The organism is Brevibacillus humidisoli, assembly GCF_020923435.1.
Lineage (GTDB): Bacteria > Bacillota > Bacilli > Brevibacillales > Brevibacillaceae > Brevibacillus_E > Brevibacillus_E humidisoli.
The window spans coordinates 2,924,776-2,940,490 of the sequence record NZ_CP087263.1; the positions used below are offsets into that span (position 1 = coordinate 2,924,776).

Genomic DNA, 15,715 nt, shown 5'->3' on the forward strand with positions numbered 1-15,715 from the left:
TGATCACTGTGGTTGCGTGAGTTCAGCGTAATCCAGCTTCAAGGTGCGAATGTAGTCCTGAATTTCCTGACAACCGACTTTCAGGATGTCCAGCAGCGGCATTACCTTTTCTTCCGGCATGCGGTACAAAGGTCCGGCGACGGTCAAGGAACCTGTTACCTTGCCCCTTCTGTCGAACAGCGGCATCGATATCCCTACCACATCGTCCGCGTACTCCCCGATCGAATAGCACCAACCCTGCCGACGAATCTCTTGCAGATTGGCCAAGAGTTCATTGGGGGAGACAATTGTCCTGTTCGTGCGGGGAACCAATCCTTTCTCAATAATCCGCATCTGCACTTCTTCAGGGAGAAACGCCATGATCGTCTTGTTCGAGGCCCCGGCGTAGAGCGGTGTGCGGCTCCCTTTGGAGACCGCATACTTGATTCTCTGGGAACTCTCGGCAATCTCCACATAGACTGCTTCCATCCCATCCAGCCAAGTCAAAAAAACGGACTCTCCAGACTGTTCAGCGAGCCGTCTCATCACCGGCAGCATCATGTCGGAGATTCGCAGCTTGTCCTGCATGATCAGACCATACTCCAAAAACCGCATACCCAATTCGTACTTCTTCGTTTCTGCATCTTGAACCACAAAGCCATGCTTCTCAAAAGTAGTCAAAATTCTGTAAACAATGGAATGACTAATCCCCATCTCCTTAGCTAATTCACGTACTCCCCATGAGGGATTCTCCCGGGAGAAGTACTTCAATAATTCCAACGCATTATCTAATGTCTTTAGCGCCACAAAGGAACTGACACCCCCTGACTGTCTCTCTATTAGAACCATTGGTTCTTTTCTTTATTTTTTTACTATTCTACACGTTGACCTCTTTTCGTTGCAACCGTTTTTTACGAAAGCTTTAAAATCTGCAGATGTTTCAGACATGAGAAAACCCGGAGCGAAGCCCCGGGCAGCGTGAAGATAAAGTGCCACCATCTTATTTGGCAATCTGTAGGGAGGAAACGAACTGGCGGCCAAATTGCCTGCACTGTTCTTTCTCCTCATTAGACGGAGCCAGCTCAATTTTTAAACCTTCACGAACGATGTCGCAGCCGCGTTCGCGGAGCTTCTCCGTCAAAATATCCACGGCTGCTCCGTAATGCGGATAACTGGAATCGCATGAGCCGAATACCGCTCCCTTTTTGTCGCTTAAATCAAGCTGGTCCAGATCGTCGTAAAAGTCGAGAAATTCATCAGGCAGTTCACCATCTCCCCATGTGTACGCCCCCAGCAGGATCGCTTCGTATTCAGCCAACTCGGCAGCGTTCACGTCCAGCACTTGCCTGATGTCAACGCTCACTCCCGTCTCTTGGATTCCCTCCGCAACGGCGTCTGCGATTTCTTCGGTGTTTCCGGTCATACTGGCATAAACCAGCACAATCTTTGCCATTGGTATCCCCTCCGCATAGGAAACTGGCTTGTTGCTTCGAATCCGGCCAACTGCTTTGAACAGGATTCCCACCACGTCAACCTTCCTTCAGATTGAAAGTTCATGAGAACGTATTATTTGTGATAATGATTTTCATTATCATAATTTATTCTAAGCAAACTGGTTAATTCTTGCAACAGACATTTTTTTCACATACGGAGGTTTTTTTCCATAAATCGCACCCCAAAGCGTCTCCCGAAGGCGCATCATATGTAGAACACGGTACCCGATACAGGTACCGTGTTCACTGCCTGATTACCCTTTGCTGGACAGCACCGCCAGCGCAATCCCGATGAAGTATTCCGACTCGCGCCGAATGTGATTGAGTACGACGATGGCGGTTGGGTTTTGTTTCAGTGCTTCGCTCTCGCTCCCCAACTGGTTGAGCAGACTGATAAACTGCTCACTCTGCGTCAGAGCGAACTGCACCAGTTCCATGATCTGGTGGTCAATCTCCGCTCCAACCCACTTTCCTGACCGAACGACCGTTTCAATATACCTGACAAACACAGCTTGTGTCCTGGCAAGCGCCTGTTCCCACGCTTCCAGCGCCTCGACAAACGGCTTTTCCAGATTGGAAACCAGCTCCCGTATCACGACAGTGTGCTCACTCTCCTGCTGCTTCCAGAACTCTCCTTCGTCGAGAATTCGCAGCGGCATCTTGTCCTCGTAACAAAACTGCATCTCTTCTCCTCCATACGGAATCAGTATTTCACTATAGTGTATGGCCTAAGGGAGGAAAGGTTCTTGATCCCGAGGGCTCATCAATCGGGGCAACTCATTGTGTATGGAAGCAGTTGGAATAGTAACGAGATAGGCTGCAATTGGCTCTAGGCAACTGCCACCGACATGAGCCGCTGATGTTTGAATCTCTTTGTTGAAAGGGTATGAACATCTTTAGTATGATGAAATCAATTCATTTTCCATCATTTGCTCGATTGCAGAAAAGGAGACGGGGATGCTGATGACAAAAAACCCTTTTCAAAAACTGACAGGACTCATTGGTTCCTCGAAGCAGCCAGGGGAATCTTCCAGTTGGATCAGCGCAGCTAGACACGAACAGATCACGCTGGATCTGGGAGAACATGAAGACATCTCCAAACAGATGACGATGATCGACCTGTCGGCAGCGGAAGTCCAGCTTTCCAAGAAGCTGCAGCCGTTGGTCGAGAGGCATATTGACGAGGTTGTGGATTATTTCTATCAAAAGGTGCTAGCAGTAGAGGCTCTTCGCGACATGATCGACGAACATAGCACCGTCGAACGTTTGAAACAGACCCTTCACACTCATCTGATCGAGATGTTTTCGGGCACGTTCGACCAACAATACCTAGAGAAACGAATCAGGGTGGCACAGATCCACCTGCGCATCGGCCTGGAACCGAAATGGTACATGGGCGCCTTTCAAAACTTGCAGGTTGCGCTGTTGAAACTGCTAAGCAGCCACTTTTCCAGCAAGGAGGAGTGGCTCCAGTTGGCAACGACAATCTCCAAGATCCTCAACTTTGAACAGCAGATCGTGTTGGAAATCTACGAAAAAGAAAACATTCGGCAGAGAGAAGAGCAGTATCGGGCTCAGCAAGAACTGCAGGCAAAAATAGCTTCCTTTAGCGACGACCTGGCCGCGCTCACCGCACAGACCAGTGCCTCGGTGCAAGAACTGGTGGCGAGCAGCAACGAGGTGAACGAGGCGGTTCACAACAGCTCCCAGAAAACGGAGCAAACCCAGGCACTGGCTGAATCAAGTCGCGCTCGCGTTGTCGAGTTGGAGAGACGAATCACTTCGATTCATCAAAAAATGATAAATATGGAAGAAACGGTTCAAAAACTGAACGAATCCGCCGATCAGATCAAGCAAGTGATCCACATCGTAAAGGAGATCGCTGAACAGACGAATCTACTAGCCCTTAACTCTGCCATCGAGGCGGCGCGAGCGGGTGAGCACGGTCGAGGGTTTGCCGTCGTCTCCGATGAAGTTCGCAAGCTATCAGAACAGACCAAAGATTCGGTGAAGCAAATCACGGAACTAATCTCTCATACCTCCCGCTTCACGACGGAAGTGGTAGAGTCGATATTCACTGTACAGGAGAACGTACAAGCGGCTCAAACCGAATCAGAAACCGCTCGCGGTGCCTTTGACCATATCTCCGCCTCGATGGGAGAGAGCCTCGATGTGATCAAAAGCGTGGAAAAACAGATGAATGAGCTGGTGCTCGTGATTGAAGAGATTGGAAGCGCTACCCAGAAAGTTTCCCAATCAGCGGAGACCCTTAACGATACGGCGCGAACCAGCTAGCAGAAATATCGCCGCACTAGCTGCTTGCAATAGAAATATAAAAACCGGGAGCACAGCTCCCGGTCTTTTCTATGTCCATATTATCCGCAGTGATCAGAGTACTGGTTGAGCAATTCATCTATTTTATGTTCTCCTGTATGCGGATTGCCCCCCATTGACTGAGCACCACAGCTCCAAAGCCTTGCATCAGCACTTTCACCAGTACCTGACCCGCCACAGCCAATGGTACTGCCTCCCAAGGAATGAACCCGGCCCCGATCGGCGAGATGCCCAGAATGACAAAGATGACGCTGTCCAGCGAACCACCAATCGTTCCGCTCCAAAAGAGGCGCTTGGCCAGCGACCGCTTCAGTCTGGAGTAGATCTCTGTATCCGTCGCCTCCGAGACGATAAACGAAACGGCTGAAGCAAAGGTGACCACCAGCGGATCACCGAGCAGATAGGAACTTAACGCCGAAGTGAGCAAGGCGATGCCAATCGCCAGATAGGTTGTCTTTTTGCCGTAACGCATCTGAACCAGATCCCGCAGGATAAAGGTCGCCCCGATCAAAAAGGACCCCGTCGGCACGAGGAACCACCACAGTTGGATCGGTGGAAAAGCGGCGGTAATGATGTTGGCCGCTATAATGACTAGCAAGTATAGGATGATTCGCATCTGAGAAAACCCTCTCTTTATTCCACGCTTTGTTGTCGCGGGGCTCCGCCCCTTCCTGATTGTATCACGTTTTTGCAACAGGTTGGGAGGTACCTCGCCTAGTTCACCCCTGATCGAATCAAACAAAAACCCCCTCATGGCCCATCGTCCACAAAGGGGCTGCCTGATCGAGGCGAATATCCCGTTTCCCGTCTCCGCAAACAAACCTTGACAATAGATCTGCATCGCCAAAAAAGTTACGAATGTGAATATATGTAAGCGAATAAGATGTACTGACGGGATACTGTGGGTCGGAAGCTAGGAGGTGAGTGTTTTGACACTCTATGAGTTTCTCATCATCCTCATCACGCTGCTGATTCATTATCCCGCTGTACAGAAAAATGCGACCCAACTGTACAAACGGATAAGAAAGCGCCTGATGAAATATTGGACACGGGTAAGAAACGATTGGTAGTCCAGTCCATCTGTCTGCCATCGCCGGAGAGCAGCCGGGCGGTGGAGTAAAGTGGATAAATCGCTTCCGACCCCACAGCGCCGTCCTCGGCAGACCCCAAAAGGGTCTGCCTTTTTATCATACGATATATCCATATTTTCGACCCAAGGCTTTCATGATAAAAAAAATCGTAAAATTCTCCAAACCAGTAATTGGTAGAATAATCAATAGACATGTAAGCCTTGTTCCTGTTATTTCAGGATTTCAGACTTCTATAATCTGGTATACTACAGGGCAAAAACGGTAAATCCCCTTTTCCGTTCAATCCTATTTGACCTACAATAGAAGTGTACGATAGATGTAAAATATCCAAAAGGGGGAATATCTGTGAAAGCCCAGGTCATTCATTCGTTTGGAGATCCTTCTCTCTTTCAATCGGCGGATCTGCCCCGTCCTGCGGTTATCCCAGGTCATGTCTTGATCCGAGTAGCGGCCACAAGTGTAAACCCGGTGGACACCAAGATCCGAAAAGGAGTCCTCTCAGGGATCTCGCCGCAGCTACCTGCCGTATTGCACGGAGACGTGGCTGGAGTGGTGGAAGAGGTTGGCGAGGGGGTAACCGCTTTTCATCCTGGCGATGAAGTGTATGCCTGCGCAGGTGGCGTGAAAGGCACACCAGGTGGCGCACTGGCTGACTATATGCTGGCTGATGCTGCGCTGGTCGCGTCCAAACCGAAGCAGCTCTCCATGCAGGAAGCGGCTGCTTTGCCGCTCGTCGCCATAACCGCTTGGGAAGGTCTGATCGACCGGGCTGGCGTCCAAGCCGATCAGCACGTCCTGGTCCATGCCGCAACCGGCGGCGTCGGTCATATTGCGGTGCAGTTGGCCAAGTGGGCAGGTGCGACGGTATCGGTTACCGGCTCCACAGAAGACAAACTGGCCGTGGCTCGTGACATGGGCGCGGACCATGTGATCAATTACCGCACACAGAGTGTGGCGGAGTACGTTGAGACGCTTACTGCAGGAGATGGATTCGACCTCGTCTTTGACACAGTAGGCGGTGACAATCTGGACCGCTCATTTGAAGCAGCCAAGCTGAACGGAACAGTGGTCACAATCGCGGCAAGGTCCACGCACGATCTCAGCCCCCTTCACGGCAAAGGGCTTAACCTGCACGTCGTATTTATGCTGATCCCCCTGCTCCATCAAACCAACCGTGAACGGCACGGTCAGATCCTGACCAAAGTGGCCCAGATCGCCGATGAAGGAAAACTTCGTCCGCTCCTTGATCCGCGAACTTTTACGTTTGAAGAAGTAGCTGAGGCCCACCGTCATCTGGAATCAGGACAGGCGGTTGGGAAAGTGACACTTGTCAATGAACGTTTTTGACAAGATATGTACATGGTACGTTCTGCGATCAGCTTCTAGAACCATTCTCGATACAAATAGATGTAGCAAGCGGTAAACAGATGAGCCGACTTTCCTTCTCGGAAAATCGGCTCTTCGTTGATCATTATCATCCTATCATGCGGTTCCGTATTCCCCGCTTAATATCGACATGACAATCAACGATTCATAGTCATCAGAAGAGCCCTCCACCTTTATACATTCGCGAAGGGTCCCTTCTATGACAAATCCTTCTGAACGGTACAGATGCTGGGCTCTGCCGTTTCCTTCCTTCACGTCCAACCACAGCCGGTGGGCCCTGCACTCGGTAAACACCCAGTGTTTGATCAACTGCAGAGCCTCTCTTCCGTACCCCTTTCCTCTCTCCGCCAAGGCAATCCGCAACAATTCCACGCTTCTATTGGGGTTCTTCAGCCCGGCGATGATCACATAACCAAGCGGCCTCCTCTCCGCCAACGCCTCGATCAGCAGATAAGCATAATCATTGTTCAGCATCGCCGTATGATGCTGCTCGCCCGACCATTGACTGACATACTGCCGATTCTCCGTCTCTCCTTCTGTCCGCAAGATGAAGGGCAAGTCGTCACGTCCGGCATGGCGCAATCTGATACGTTCTGACTGGGCGATGCCGATCCGATTTTGATCCTTCAACCACGTTTTCCTCCCCTCTGAGTGCCGAGCTTCTTAATATGTACCTGACAACCCGGATGTGTTCATCAAAACAACTCGCCAACCATCTGGATCTTCGATTGTGATCCCGCTTCGACGCCAGTATGGATTTTCCGGTTCAACCGGGGGACCGAAGCCCAGCTTCTCCAATCTGGTGACGATCGCATCCCTTGCCTCCTGATCCGGGATATAAAAGACGAGCAGATTATCCTTAGTCGGTGCGGGACATGGACTCCCCTCCACATGCTGGGTAAATTCCAGATGATAGTCCACCCCCGGCAGCCCAAACATCACACCATCATAGCCATCATGTCCCTCAAAAGCGGCGACTTGCCTCAAGCCAAGCCCATCCCGATAAAACGTAATGATCTTGTCAAGCTGGTCCGTCGGCCGCGCTACCCGAAACTGTACCACCGGCAGCTGCGCTGACCATACTTTGCTCATGCCTATACCTCCTGTTTTCCGTTTCTGTTTCCCGCAATCATTCGCACCTGTTAAAGCAATTTCCTCCAGCGATTCCCATGTTTATCCGTGGTGGATAGGGGGTAAAAACATCGTGGTGATGGCGGATGACCAACAAAGCAGAAAAAAATCATTCCATGCTGCAAGACGAGCTGCTCCATCTACTCGCCCGGTACCGGAAAAAACCGTATATGCCAGTCTGGGGCGAGCTGTTTTATATGTTGCGTCAATTCAAGCAGTTGTCCATCAAGCAGAAAATGGATCTCGAAGTATATCCACTGCAGCCAACAGGACAGCTCATCTACGAGTACCAAACGGGCAAATTTGTCGCTCAGGTCCCAGAGCTCAATCTCTACATTACACTAGAATTGGAAGAGTGTGTCGATTCCCTGATCAGTGGAAGGTTCCGACCGGCACCGCGCAACTCCCATCCTGCCGGAGTGCTGCAGGCTAACCGCGAACACGTGTAACAGATACGCTCCGTCTTGACTACTGACTGGGTATAGACCGTTTAAACGTCCCTTTTGCCGCTCCCTCCATCCGTAAAAACGAACCATCGGCATACCGATGGGACAGCAAATGGTCGAGCGGCTTCCCGGCAAGCAAATGCTGGCCAACCAGTGCCGCAGCATCTGCCGGTTGCAGATTTCGGTACCATGTCCCTTCCGGGTACACGATTACCACACATGCGTCTTCACAGCGACCGTTGCACCTTGTTCGGGTGGTGTGGATCAAGTCATCAGCCTGTTGACGCTGAATCTCCTGACGAATGGCCAGGGTCACCTCTTCTCCTCCCATTTTCGAGCAGCTTCCGCCATTACAGATGAACACATGATGCTTTGTTTTCGTTAAATCCCATGTAGACATGCCACATCTATCCTTTCAGCGTTCTGTTTTTCTGTTGCACTCCAGACGTTATCCATCTTTTCTACGTACGGCCCCCTCGTCTCCCCATCGCAATAGCCACAAATCGATTGGTGATATTGGCAATTCGTAATAATTATGATTTACATCATACTATAGATTGAATCTCTTGCCTAGATTGAGGCGGCCTCTGTACGTGCTCCCTCCCCTCTGTCCGACCTGCGCAGATGGCAATCGAACACTCAGTCTTCCAATATTACCCGTAATATTATGACAATTATGAACTCCCGGTTTCCCATCTCGGCAACTCGGGAATAACTTCTGACGAGACTGGATTCAACAGGAGGGAAACATCTATGAAAACCATCAACCTGTCCGTCAAGCAGAAGCTGTTGCATTCGTTTCTAATTTTGCTATTGCCTGTATTGGTGCTCGGGTTTTTCTCGTATCAAACGGCAAAAGACGTGATTCAAGATTTGTTGCTGCAAAACTCAAGGCAAAGCACGGCAATCGTTGATAACCTGATTACGGACATCATCCAGCCTAAAATCAATGCCGCCAACTACTTCAGCCAAGTGATCAGAGTGACCGATGAAAACGACGAGGAAACGGAAGCGATCCATGAGATGTTCAAGCAGTACCACCAGCACAATCCGGACGCTATCCCCTACGTCGGATTGGACAGCGGCCGTTATATTGATTCAGCCGATAATTCACTCGACGTCGCCTCTTACGACCCCAGAACCCGTCCGTGGTACAAGCTGGCAATGGAACACAAAGGAGAAGTAGTGATTACCGAACCATACCTCAGCAGCAATGGCGACCGGATGGATGTCACCATAGCAAAGACGCTGGCCAATGGAAAGGGAGTATTCGCCTTTGACCTCAATCTCAGCGCGCTGGCAGCACGAACGCTGGAAGTGGAGATTGGTCGAGGCGGGTTCTCTTTTATCCTGGATAAAAACGGAAAAGTCATTTATCACCCGAAAGTAAAAGCGGGGACGCCTGCTTCCTCATATCTGAGCCAGATAATGGCGCAAAATGAGGGAACGTTTGACTATGTGGACCAGGGAGTAACGATCGGGGAAACCCTCCCGCAAGAGGGGGCTGAGCAAAATGAGGAAGGAGCGCAAACCAAGCTGCAGGAATTAACGCAGCAGATCCAGATTAATGACGGCAGATCAAAACAAATGGTCTTTTTGACCAACGAATTGACCGGTTGGAAAATAGGCGGCACTTGGGTACCGTCAGAAAACGCTGCGGAATTGAATCAAATATTTATGATCACCGGGTTCGTCGTGATTGCTTCCTTGATCATCAGCGCAGGTATCATGTATTACATCATTCGTTCCATTACCCGACCGCTTGCTGTTCTGGTCGAGGCCGCAGACGAGGTAAGCAAAGGCGACCTGACCCGTCAAATAATCCTCTCCTCCAAGGATGAATTCTCCAAACTGGCCGACAGTTTCAACAGGATGAGGACATCGCTGCGAGACGTCTTGCAGCAGGTCAAGCAGTCCTCCGCTCACATCGCAGTCTCCTCCGATGACTTGGGGCAGGTCGTCCAAACGGTCTCTGCCTCTTCTGGCCAAGTATTTGATTCGGTACGAGAGATGGTGCAAGGGACGGAGAAACAGGTCCAAGGTTCGCTGGAGACGAACAAAACAATGGAAGAGATGGCGATTGGTATCGGGCGAATTGCCGAATCGGCCAATACCGTGACCGAAACCGCCCATCAGGCAACAGAAGAAGCACACAAGGGGAATACAGCCCTGCAAGATTCGATTAACCAGATGGGCCTCATCTCCCGATCGGTCAACGACTCTGCCCAGGTCATCAAAATGTTGGAAGACCGCTCCAAAGAGATCAATCAAATCATTGGTATCATCACGGATATTGCTTCCCAGACCAATCTGCTTGCCTTAAATGCGGCGATTGAAGCAGCGCGAGCAGGCGAACAAGGCAAAGGCTTCGCCGTGGTAGCCGACGAAGTGAGGAAACTGGCGGAGCAGTCCAGTACATCCGCTCACCAGATCGCAGACCTGATCCTGGAGATTCAGCAAGAGACAAACAGGGCAGGAGAGCTTGCCCGTGTCGGTACCCAAGAGGTGGAAAAAGGGCGCATCGTAGTGACAGATGCTGGCGAGACGTTTGCCCGCATCCTGTCTGCTTCGCAAAAAGTCTCCGAAGAGATGGAGGACATCTCAGCAAGCGCTCAGCAGCTCTATGCCTCCTCAGAAGAGGTCACTTCCTCGGTGAACGAGATGAGCCATGTGGCAAAAGAAGTGGCGGCGGCTACAGAAGGGGTGACGCAAGTATCCACGGAGACCAAAGAATTAGTGGAAAAAATGTCCCATTCGTTCCAGACGCTCACCGATATGGCGCAAAATCTGAATGAACTGGTTGGCCGATTTAAAATCTAAGCTGTGCAGATTGGGTCCCGCTTAAGCGGGGCCTTTTTTCCTTTCCAGAGGTCCTGCTGCTGGGAAGAATGGAATCGCATGCATTTCGCTCCCCTCTTGTTCGAATACTACAAGATAATGGATAAGGAGGGATCATCTTGGCAGATCAACAGCGCTCCTCCGGGGCTCGCAATCCGCAACCGGATTTTATTCCGTACATCCCCCCGCACGAACGTCGACCGGAAATGACCTGGACAGCCTTTTTGTTGGGCGGCATCCTGGCGATCTTATTCGGTGCCGCCAATGCTTACCTGGGCTTGATCGTTGGGATGACCGTAAGTGCTTCTATTCCAGCCGCCGTTATTTCCATGGCGATTTTGCGAGGAATTCTACGCCGCAGCTCGATCCTGGAAAACAATATGGTGCAGACGATTACCTCCGTCGGGGAGTCACTCGCAGCTGGTGTGATCTTTACACTGCCCGCCCTGTTTATCTGGAACCTGAATCCCAGTCTGTCGACCATCGCTGTCATCGCCTTGGCCGGAGGGATTCTCGGCGTGATCATGATGATCCCGCTGCGCAAAGCATTGATCGTCAACGACACAAAACCCTTCCCTATCCGGAGGATCGCCGGAGAAAAAGGAGGCGGGCTCGCCAGACTAGTCTTTAGCGGTTTGGGAGTCGGTGCTTTATTCAAGGTGATTGCCGATGGGGTCAAGGCGTTTCCGTCGGAGATTGAGACTGCGATTCCCGGCTTCAAAAATGCCGCCATCGGAATGGATACACTGCCCTCACTCTTAGGGGTAGGGGTTATCATCGGACCGCGCATTGCCGGCTACATGCTGGCAGGCGCAGTGCTTGGCTGGCTCGGGCTCATACCATTGATCAGCTATTTCGGCTCGTTCGCGACGCAGCCGATCTTCCCCGCCACTGCGTCCATTGGCGATCTGGGCTTTTGGGATATCTGGAGCAACTACCTGCGCTATGTCGGTGCCGGTGCAGTCGCCTTCGGAGGAATCATCAGCCTGTTTAAAGCTTCTTCCACGATCCTCTCCTCCTTTCGAATCGCGGTAAAAGGGTTTGGTGCGGCCAGGGGTGGCGGCAATCAAGGCGTACTGCGTACAGAGCAGGACATGGCGATGCCGTACATCGTCCTGCTCGTGCTGATTCTCATCTGGGTATTGGCCTTTACTCCCACCATCAATATCGGTATACCCGGAGCATTGCTGGTAATGTTGTTTGGCTTTTTCTTCGTCACCGTCTCATCACGCATCGTAGGGATTGTCGGCAGTTCTTCCAACCCGGTATCAGGCATGACCATTGCCGCCCTGATCATCATCTCTTTGCTGCTCAAAATGCTTGCATTCAGTGGCGAATCCGGGATGATCGCTGCGATTACGATTGGAGCCGTCATCTGCATCGCGGCCGCAATGGCTGGCGATACGTCACAAGATTTGAAGACTGGCTTCTCCCTGATTGCTTTTCTGGTCGTCGCCGCCATTCTCTACTGGACCGCCGACACGTCTTTGGACAAACCATCATGAGCATGACAAGACAGATACCGTGAACCGGCTTGGCCCGCTCCCCGGAAAGGAGGTACGGCCAAGCCGGTTTTTCACTCATCTCACGTCTCGGCTCGGTACGACTTGCCCAACTCTTCCCCCAAGCCGAAGTAATGACGGAAGTTATAGATCAACGGGCTCCACGCTTGGGGGTTGATGTGACGCTCATTCAGCATAATGTCCTCGTGGGCATGTACATGCACGACCTCCGCCTCCACGATCGCAAAAAAGGCGTTGTGCTCGGGTACGCGGATGTTCATTACTTTTGCCTCCATCTGCAAGGGACAATCACTGACACGATCAGGGAGTACATCGACCGATGGGACGGGGAGCAAGCCCGCTGCCGTAAATTTATCTTTTTCGTAGCGAAACCCGTTCTGACGTTTGGCCTCGGGAACGGGAGACTTTCCTGTCAGCGGCGCAAGTGATTCCACTGCTCTCCACAGCCCTGGATGCGGAACGTTTATCACGCATTCCGGTCGGTGCTGCAGATTCTCGATCGCCTTCCCTCCTAATCCGATCCCCAGCACGATGCAGGAACCCAACGCCCACGACGAAGACAACGGCGATAGATTGGTCGTCCCGTCTTCATTTGCCGTGCTTAGCATAATGACGGGTGTGCCATAGTATAAAATGCTAGGGTGAATCGTTCGGCTTGCTTTGCATTGTTCAACTTGATCAGGCATCTCGCACTCCTCCAACTCTATGATCGCTTCGTTGCCCATTCTAACACCCTGATGTTTCAACCTACATCGAAATGTGGATGACTCATCTCTCTTCTTCCGAAACGATGGAGACCGTGTATATTCAGAGGCAACTGGCAAATAATACAAATGCTTTACTCTACCACTGCGGAGGAATCGAGAATGAACCAAAACGTTTCGCCTCGGCGTCCAAGGGCTTTTCTGTCTACGCTGACAACCAACCATCTGCACCTGCGCAACCCTTGGGTAGTCTCTTTTTTTGCCTTCTCTTATCCCGGATTTGGCAATCTCATGCACCATCGCCATGGAAAGGCCTTGATCCTGATCTTATGGGAAGTCTTTATCAACCATCAGGCAAAGGTAAATCTGGGGATCATGTATTCGATGCAGGGTCATTTTGAAAAGGCAAAGCAAGTGCTGGATACCAGGTGGCTGATTCTTTATCTTGGCATTTATATGTTTGCGATCTGGGACAGCTATCGCTCTACTATCGACCTGAACAAACTCTATCTGCTGGCGGACCGAGAAGACGTGACGGTCCCCCCCGTGAATGTACTTTTCACATCTTCCGCAAGCCATTCATCACACTTTTGTTGGCAACTTCGCTCGCGGCACGCAAATCCTCGACATGCAATGGTTGTTGTATCTGCCTTCTATTTACTGTTTTATCTTTTATGATGCTTATGTAAGTGCAACCGAATTAAACAAGCTGTTTGAAAAAGTACAGTCGCAATATCTGCGCAGGCAGTATCAAAATCAAAATTTTGAATTGCCGTTGTAAGCGGAGGAATGCAAGCATGTATATTGTGGCGACGTTTGAACAATCGATCTTTTTGGAGTTGGCCCTCACAGCGATGGAACAGATCGGGCTAGGCAAAGATCAGATTCTGGCAGTACCCATGGACAAAAGGACTGAACCAAAGAAGGTGTTTGACACCATTCATCGCGCAGACGGGTTTAGTATGCTCGATCTGGGTGCAATCTTAGGTACCGTTTTCATGCTACTGGGAGCGATATACGGGTATGAACTGAAATGGGGGCCGATCATCTGGGGGATCATCGGGGCGGTAGGTGGCATCTTGCTGGGGCTGCTGCTAAAACTGTTCATGGTTAAACAACGGCGCTACGGAACAAAAGGCATCACTTCTGAAGTTGTTATCCTGATTCGTTGTGAAGAATTTCAACAAAATATGATTGAGCAGCTCTTGTGGGAGAACCAGGCATTAGGGATTGCAACTCTTAGAGGGGAGAGATGACGGCAAGGTACCCGATCTCTGCACCCTCTCGACCGGGCCGGGTTTCAGAAGGTTTCGGAACAGACAAATGACATGATATGGCTTATACTAGAGAGATCAAAGGAAGGGAGAGAGAATGAGATGGCACAGCTGCGAAATAAACTGGCCGCAGCCATAATCATACCTATGCTGCTTGCTGCGCCTGCACCTCTGCCAGCGTCCGCTGGAGCAGAATCGGAGATTGTCATTACCCTTGACGGAAAGAGACTGCCGCTGCAGGGAGAAATACATAATGGACATACAATGGTCCCGCTCCGTTCACTCAGTGAGGTACTCGGATTTCGTGTCACATGGGAACCAGCCGACAAACAGATTACCCTCCAATCTGATTCAAAGGTGATTCAATTACGGGTGGATGAACATCGGGTCAATGTGAATGACCATGACCTGTTCATGGAGACGGCCCCCGTGATGCAAGACGGAACGACGCTAATCCCGCTTCGCTTCGTCTCCAACCATCTAGGTATGGAGGTCAGTTGGGACGAAGCGACCAGATTCGTCCATCTGCAGCACAAGGAAGAAAATGACCTGACGTTGGTAACCAAAAAGAATCAGAAGAACTGGACAACGGATCGATTGCCATCCAGTACCCACAAATAGAGGGATTGGGCGATACGACGATTCAATCGACCATTAACGATCTTATCAAAACGAGAACACGCAAAGTAAAAGAGGCGTTCCTAACTGACAAAGCAGCAATGGACCAAGAGCTCGACCCAGCGTTGAAAAGCGCTAGTCGATACACCCTCGATCTCAATTATGAAGTAAAATACAATCAGCATAATTGGCTCAGCATCGTCTTTTACGATTATGTCTACACTGGAGGGGCGCATGGGATCACGAATGCCTCTTCTTATACTTTTTCACTGACCGACGGCAAGTTGTATGGGTTAAAGGATTTGTTTCGTGAAGGGACTTCTTATGTAGAAACAATCAATAGAGAGATCAAAAAACAAATCGAGCAGAAGGTGCAGGACGGCGAACTTTACTTGCTCTCCCCCTTTGCATCGATCGACGAAGATCAGGAATTCTACTTGACAGACGACGCTTTAGTCATTTACTTCCAGGTGTATGAATACACACCATATGCGGCCGGAATTCCCGAGTTCTCCATCCCTATGAAGCAGTTGAGCAACATGTTGCAGGTTGCTGTAAACGAGAGCTGATTCACCCTTTTACCCGTTTCCATCACACCAAGCCCTCCGATCTTTCCCTTTGTCGGAGGGCTTTGATCTATTTAAACGCCCGGATTTCCTGCTGATGTCGGCTGAGGAGATACCGGACGGTTTTTTATCGGCTGCAACCGCTGGCGTGCGGTTGATAGGAGATACCGTAGATCGACTGTACCTACATCATAACAGGCAAATATGTTCAAACAATGATAAAAGTATGAAATAATCAGATTGATTCATCCCATATCATGGAAAAAAATCAGCTAGTGTCAGGAAACAAGAGATGAGCATATACATGGAGGAAGTCAGCAGATTTCGTACGA

18 protein-coding genes are annotated in these 15,715 nt (G+C 50.5%); 10 read left to right on the forward strand and 8 right to left on the reverse strand.

Annotated elements, in window-relative coordinates:
* Positions 1-3: 3 nt before the first annotated feature.
* The 3 genes from LOK74_RS14435 to LOK74_RS14445 all read right to left on the reverse strand — a co-directional run bounded on the left by LOK74_RS14435 (position 4) and on the right by LOK74_RS14445 (position 2,155).
* Entirely contained in the window at positions 4-786 is a 783-nt protein-coding gene (locus tag LOK74_RS14435; RefSeq protein WP_230042735.1) for an IclR family transcriptional regulator, read from the reverse strand.
* A gap of 193 nt (positions 787-979) precedes the next feature.
* Positions 980-1,432 (reverse strand): flavodoxin, encoded by a 453-nt coding sequence (locus LOK74_RS14440; protein ID WP_230042736.1) that lies wholly within the window; start codon positions 1,430-1,432, stop codon positions 980-982.
* 294 nt (positions 1,433-1,726) lie between these two features.
* Positions 1,727-2,155, reverse strand: a complete 429-nt coding sequence (locus LOK74_RS14445) for a DUF2935 domain-containing protein (RefSeq protein WP_230042737.1) — start codon at positions 2,153-2,155, stop codon at positions 1,727-1,729.
* A gap of 274 nt (positions 2,156-2,429) precedes the next feature.
* Between LOK74_RS14445 and LOK74_RS14450 the strand changes: the two genes are divergently transcribed.
* A complete protein-coding gene (locus LOK74_RS14450; protein WP_230042738.1) occupies positions 2,430-3,767 on the forward strand; it encodes a globin-coupled sensor protein in 1,338 nt (445 codons plus the stop codon).
* A 118-nt stretch (positions 3,768-3,885) separates the two neighbouring features.
* Here LOK74_RS14450 and LOK74_RS14455 read toward each other — a convergent pair whose 3' ends face one another.
* Entirely contained in the window at positions 3,886-4,422 is a 537-nt protein-coding gene (locus LOK74_RS14455; RefSeq protein WP_230042739.1) for a VUT family protein, read from the reverse strand.
* A gap of 313 nt (positions 4,423-4,735) precedes the next feature.
* Here LOK74_RS14455 and LOK74_RS14460 point away from each other — a divergent pair, with 313 nt between their 5' ends.
* Positions 4,736-4,876 (forward strand): hypothetical protein, encoded by a 141-nt coding sequence (locus tag LOK74_RS14460; RefSeq protein WP_230042740.1) that lies wholly within the window; start codon positions 4,736-4,738, stop codon positions 4,874-4,876.
* Between the two features lie 366 nt (positions 4,877-5,242).
* The gene (locus LOK74_RS14465) at positions 5,243-6,244 is read left to right on the forward strand and encodes a zinc-dependent alcohol dehydrogenase family protein (protein ID WP_230042741.1); all 1,002 of its coding nucleotides are present in this window, start codon (positions 5,243-5,245) and stop codon (positions 6,242-6,244) included.
* Between the two features lie 135 nt (positions 6,245-6,379).
* On the opposite strand, the gene LOK74_RS14470 is transcribed toward LOK74_RS14465, so the two are convergent.
* Positions 6,380-6,913, reverse strand: a complete 534-nt coding sequence (locus LOK74_RS14470; RefSeq protein ID WP_230042742.1) for a GNAT family N-acetyltransferase — start codon at positions 6,911-6,913, stop codon at positions 6,380-6,382.
* 33 nt (positions 6,914-6,946) lie between these two features.
* Positions 6,947-7,375, reverse strand: a complete 429-nt coding sequence (locus LOK74_RS14475; protein ID WP_230042743.1) for a VOC family protein — start codon at positions 7,373-7,375, stop codon at positions 6,947-6,949.
* Between the two features lie 125 nt (positions 7,376-7,500).
* Here LOK74_RS14475 and LOK74_RS14480 point away from each other — a divergent pair, with 125 nt between their 5' ends.
* On the forward strand, positions 7,501-7,863 hold the full coding sequence (locus tag LOK74_RS14480; RefSeq protein ID WP_230042744.1) for a hypothetical protein: 363 nt from the start codon (positions 7,501-7,503) through the stop codon (positions 7,861-7,863).
* A gap of 19 nt (positions 7,864-7,882) precedes the next feature.
* Here the strand turns inward: LOK74_RS14480 and LOK74_RS14485 are convergent, their stop codons facing one another.
* Entirely contained in the window at positions 7,883-8,260 is a 378-nt protein-coding gene (locus LOK74_RS14485; protein ID WP_230042745.1) for a (2Fe-2S) ferredoxin domain-containing protein, read from the reverse strand.
* Positions 8,261-8,613: 353 nt separating this feature from the next.
* Between LOK74_RS14485 and LOK74_RS14490 the strand changes: the two genes are divergently transcribed.
* Entirely contained in the window at positions 8,614-10,680 is a 2,067-nt protein-coding gene (locus tag LOK74_RS14490; RefSeq protein ID WP_230042746.1) for a methyl-accepting chemotaxis protein, read from the forward strand.
* A 137-nt stretch (positions 10,681-10,817) separates the two neighbouring features.
* Positions 10,818-12,203 (forward strand): OPT family oligopeptide transporter, encoded by a 1,386-nt coding sequence (locus tag LOK74_RS14495; RefSeq protein WP_230042747.1) that lies wholly within the window; start codon positions 10,818-10,820, stop codon positions 12,201-12,203.
* Positions 12,204-12,283: 80 nt separating this feature from the next.
* Here the strand turns inward: LOK74_RS14495 and LOK74_RS14500 are convergent, their stop codons facing one another.
* Positions 12,284-12,907, reverse strand: coding sequence for a flavin reductase family protein (locus LOK74_RS14500; RefSeq protein WP_230042748.1), 624 nt, complete (start codon positions 12,905-12,907; stop codon positions 12,284-12,286).
* A 180-nt stretch (positions 12,908-13,087) separates the two neighbouring features.
* On the opposite strand from LOK74_RS14500, the gene LOK74_RS14505 reads away from it, so the two are divergent.
* From LOK74_RS14505 to LOK74_RS14520, 4 genes are all read left to right on the forward strand, one after another.
* The gene (locus LOK74_RS14505; RefSeq protein ID WP_230042749.1) at positions 13,088-13,603 is read left to right on the forward strand and encodes a hypothetical protein; all 516 of its coding nucleotides are present in this window, start codon (positions 13,088-13,090) and stop codon (positions 13,601-13,603) included.
* Positions 13,604-13,722: 119 nt separating this feature from the next.
* On the forward strand, positions 13,723-14,181 hold the full coding sequence (locus LOK74_RS14510; RefSeq protein ID WP_230042750.1) for a hypothetical protein: 459 nt from the start codon (positions 13,723-13,725) through the stop codon (positions 14,179-14,181).
* A 120-nt stretch (positions 14,182-14,301) separates the two neighbouring features.
* Entirely contained in the window at positions 14,302-14,820 is a 519-nt protein-coding gene (locus tag LOK74_RS14515) for a copper amine oxidase N-terminal domain-containing protein (protein WP_230042751.1), read from the forward strand.
* Between the two features lie 5 nt (positions 14,821-14,825).
* Positions 14,826-15,386 carry a DUF3298 and DUF4163 domain-containing protein gene (locus LOK74_RS14520; RefSeq protein ID WP_230042752.1) on the forward strand — a complete coding sequence of 187 codons (561 nt, stop codon included), beginning with the start codon at positions 14,826-14,828 and terminating at the stop codon, positions 15,384-15,386.
* Positions 15,387-15,715: the final 329 nt, after the last annotated feature.

Coding starts and splice junctions, on each gene's coding strand:
- LOK74_RS14450 (WP_230042738.1), top strand. CDS start 2,430: ATGCTGATGACAAAAAACCCTTTTCAAAAACTGACAGGACTCATTGGT.
- LOK74_RS14455 (WP_230042739.1), bottom strand. CDS start 4,422: ATGCGAATCATCCTATACTTGCTAGTCATTATAGCGGCCAACATCATT.
- LOK74_RS14490 (WP_230042746.1), top strand. CDS start 8,614: ATGAAAACCATCAACCTGTCCGTCAAGCAGAAGCTGTTGCATTCGTTT.
- LOK74_RS14440 (WP_230042736.1), bottom strand. CDS start 1,432: ATGGCAAAGATTGTGCTGGTTTATGCCAGTATGACCGGAAACACCGAA.
- LOK74_RS14515 (WP_230042751.1), top strand. CDS start 14,302: ATGGCACAGCTGCGAAATAAACTGGCCGCAGCCATAATCATACCTATG.
- LOK74_RS14505 (WP_230042749.1), top strand. CDS start 13,088: ATGAACCAAAACGTTTCGCCTCGGCGTCCAAGGGCTTTTCTGTCTACG.
- LOK74_RS14475 (WP_230042743.1), bottom strand. CDS start 7,375: ATGAGCAAAGTATGGTCAGCGCAGCTGCCGGTGGTACAGTTTCGGGTA.
- LOK74_RS14485 (WP_230042745.1), bottom strand. CDS start 8,260: ATGTCTACATGGGATTTAACGAAAACAAAGCATCATGTGTTCATCTGT.
- LOK74_RS14510 (WP_230042750.1), top strand. CDS start 13,723: ATGTATATTGTGGCGACGTTTGAACAATCGATCTTTTTGGAGTTGGCC.
- LOK74_RS14500 (WP_230042748.1), bottom strand. CDS start 12,907: ATGCCTGATCAAGTTGAACAATGCAAAGCAAGCCGAACGATTCACCCT.
- LOK74_RS14480 (WP_230042744.1), top strand. CDS start 7,501: ATGACCAACAAAGCAGAAAAAAATCATTCCATGCTGCAAGACGAGCTG.
- LOK74_RS14445 (WP_230042737.1), bottom strand. CDS start 2,155: ATGCAGTTTTGTTACGAGGACAAGATGCCGCTGCGAATTCTCGACGAA.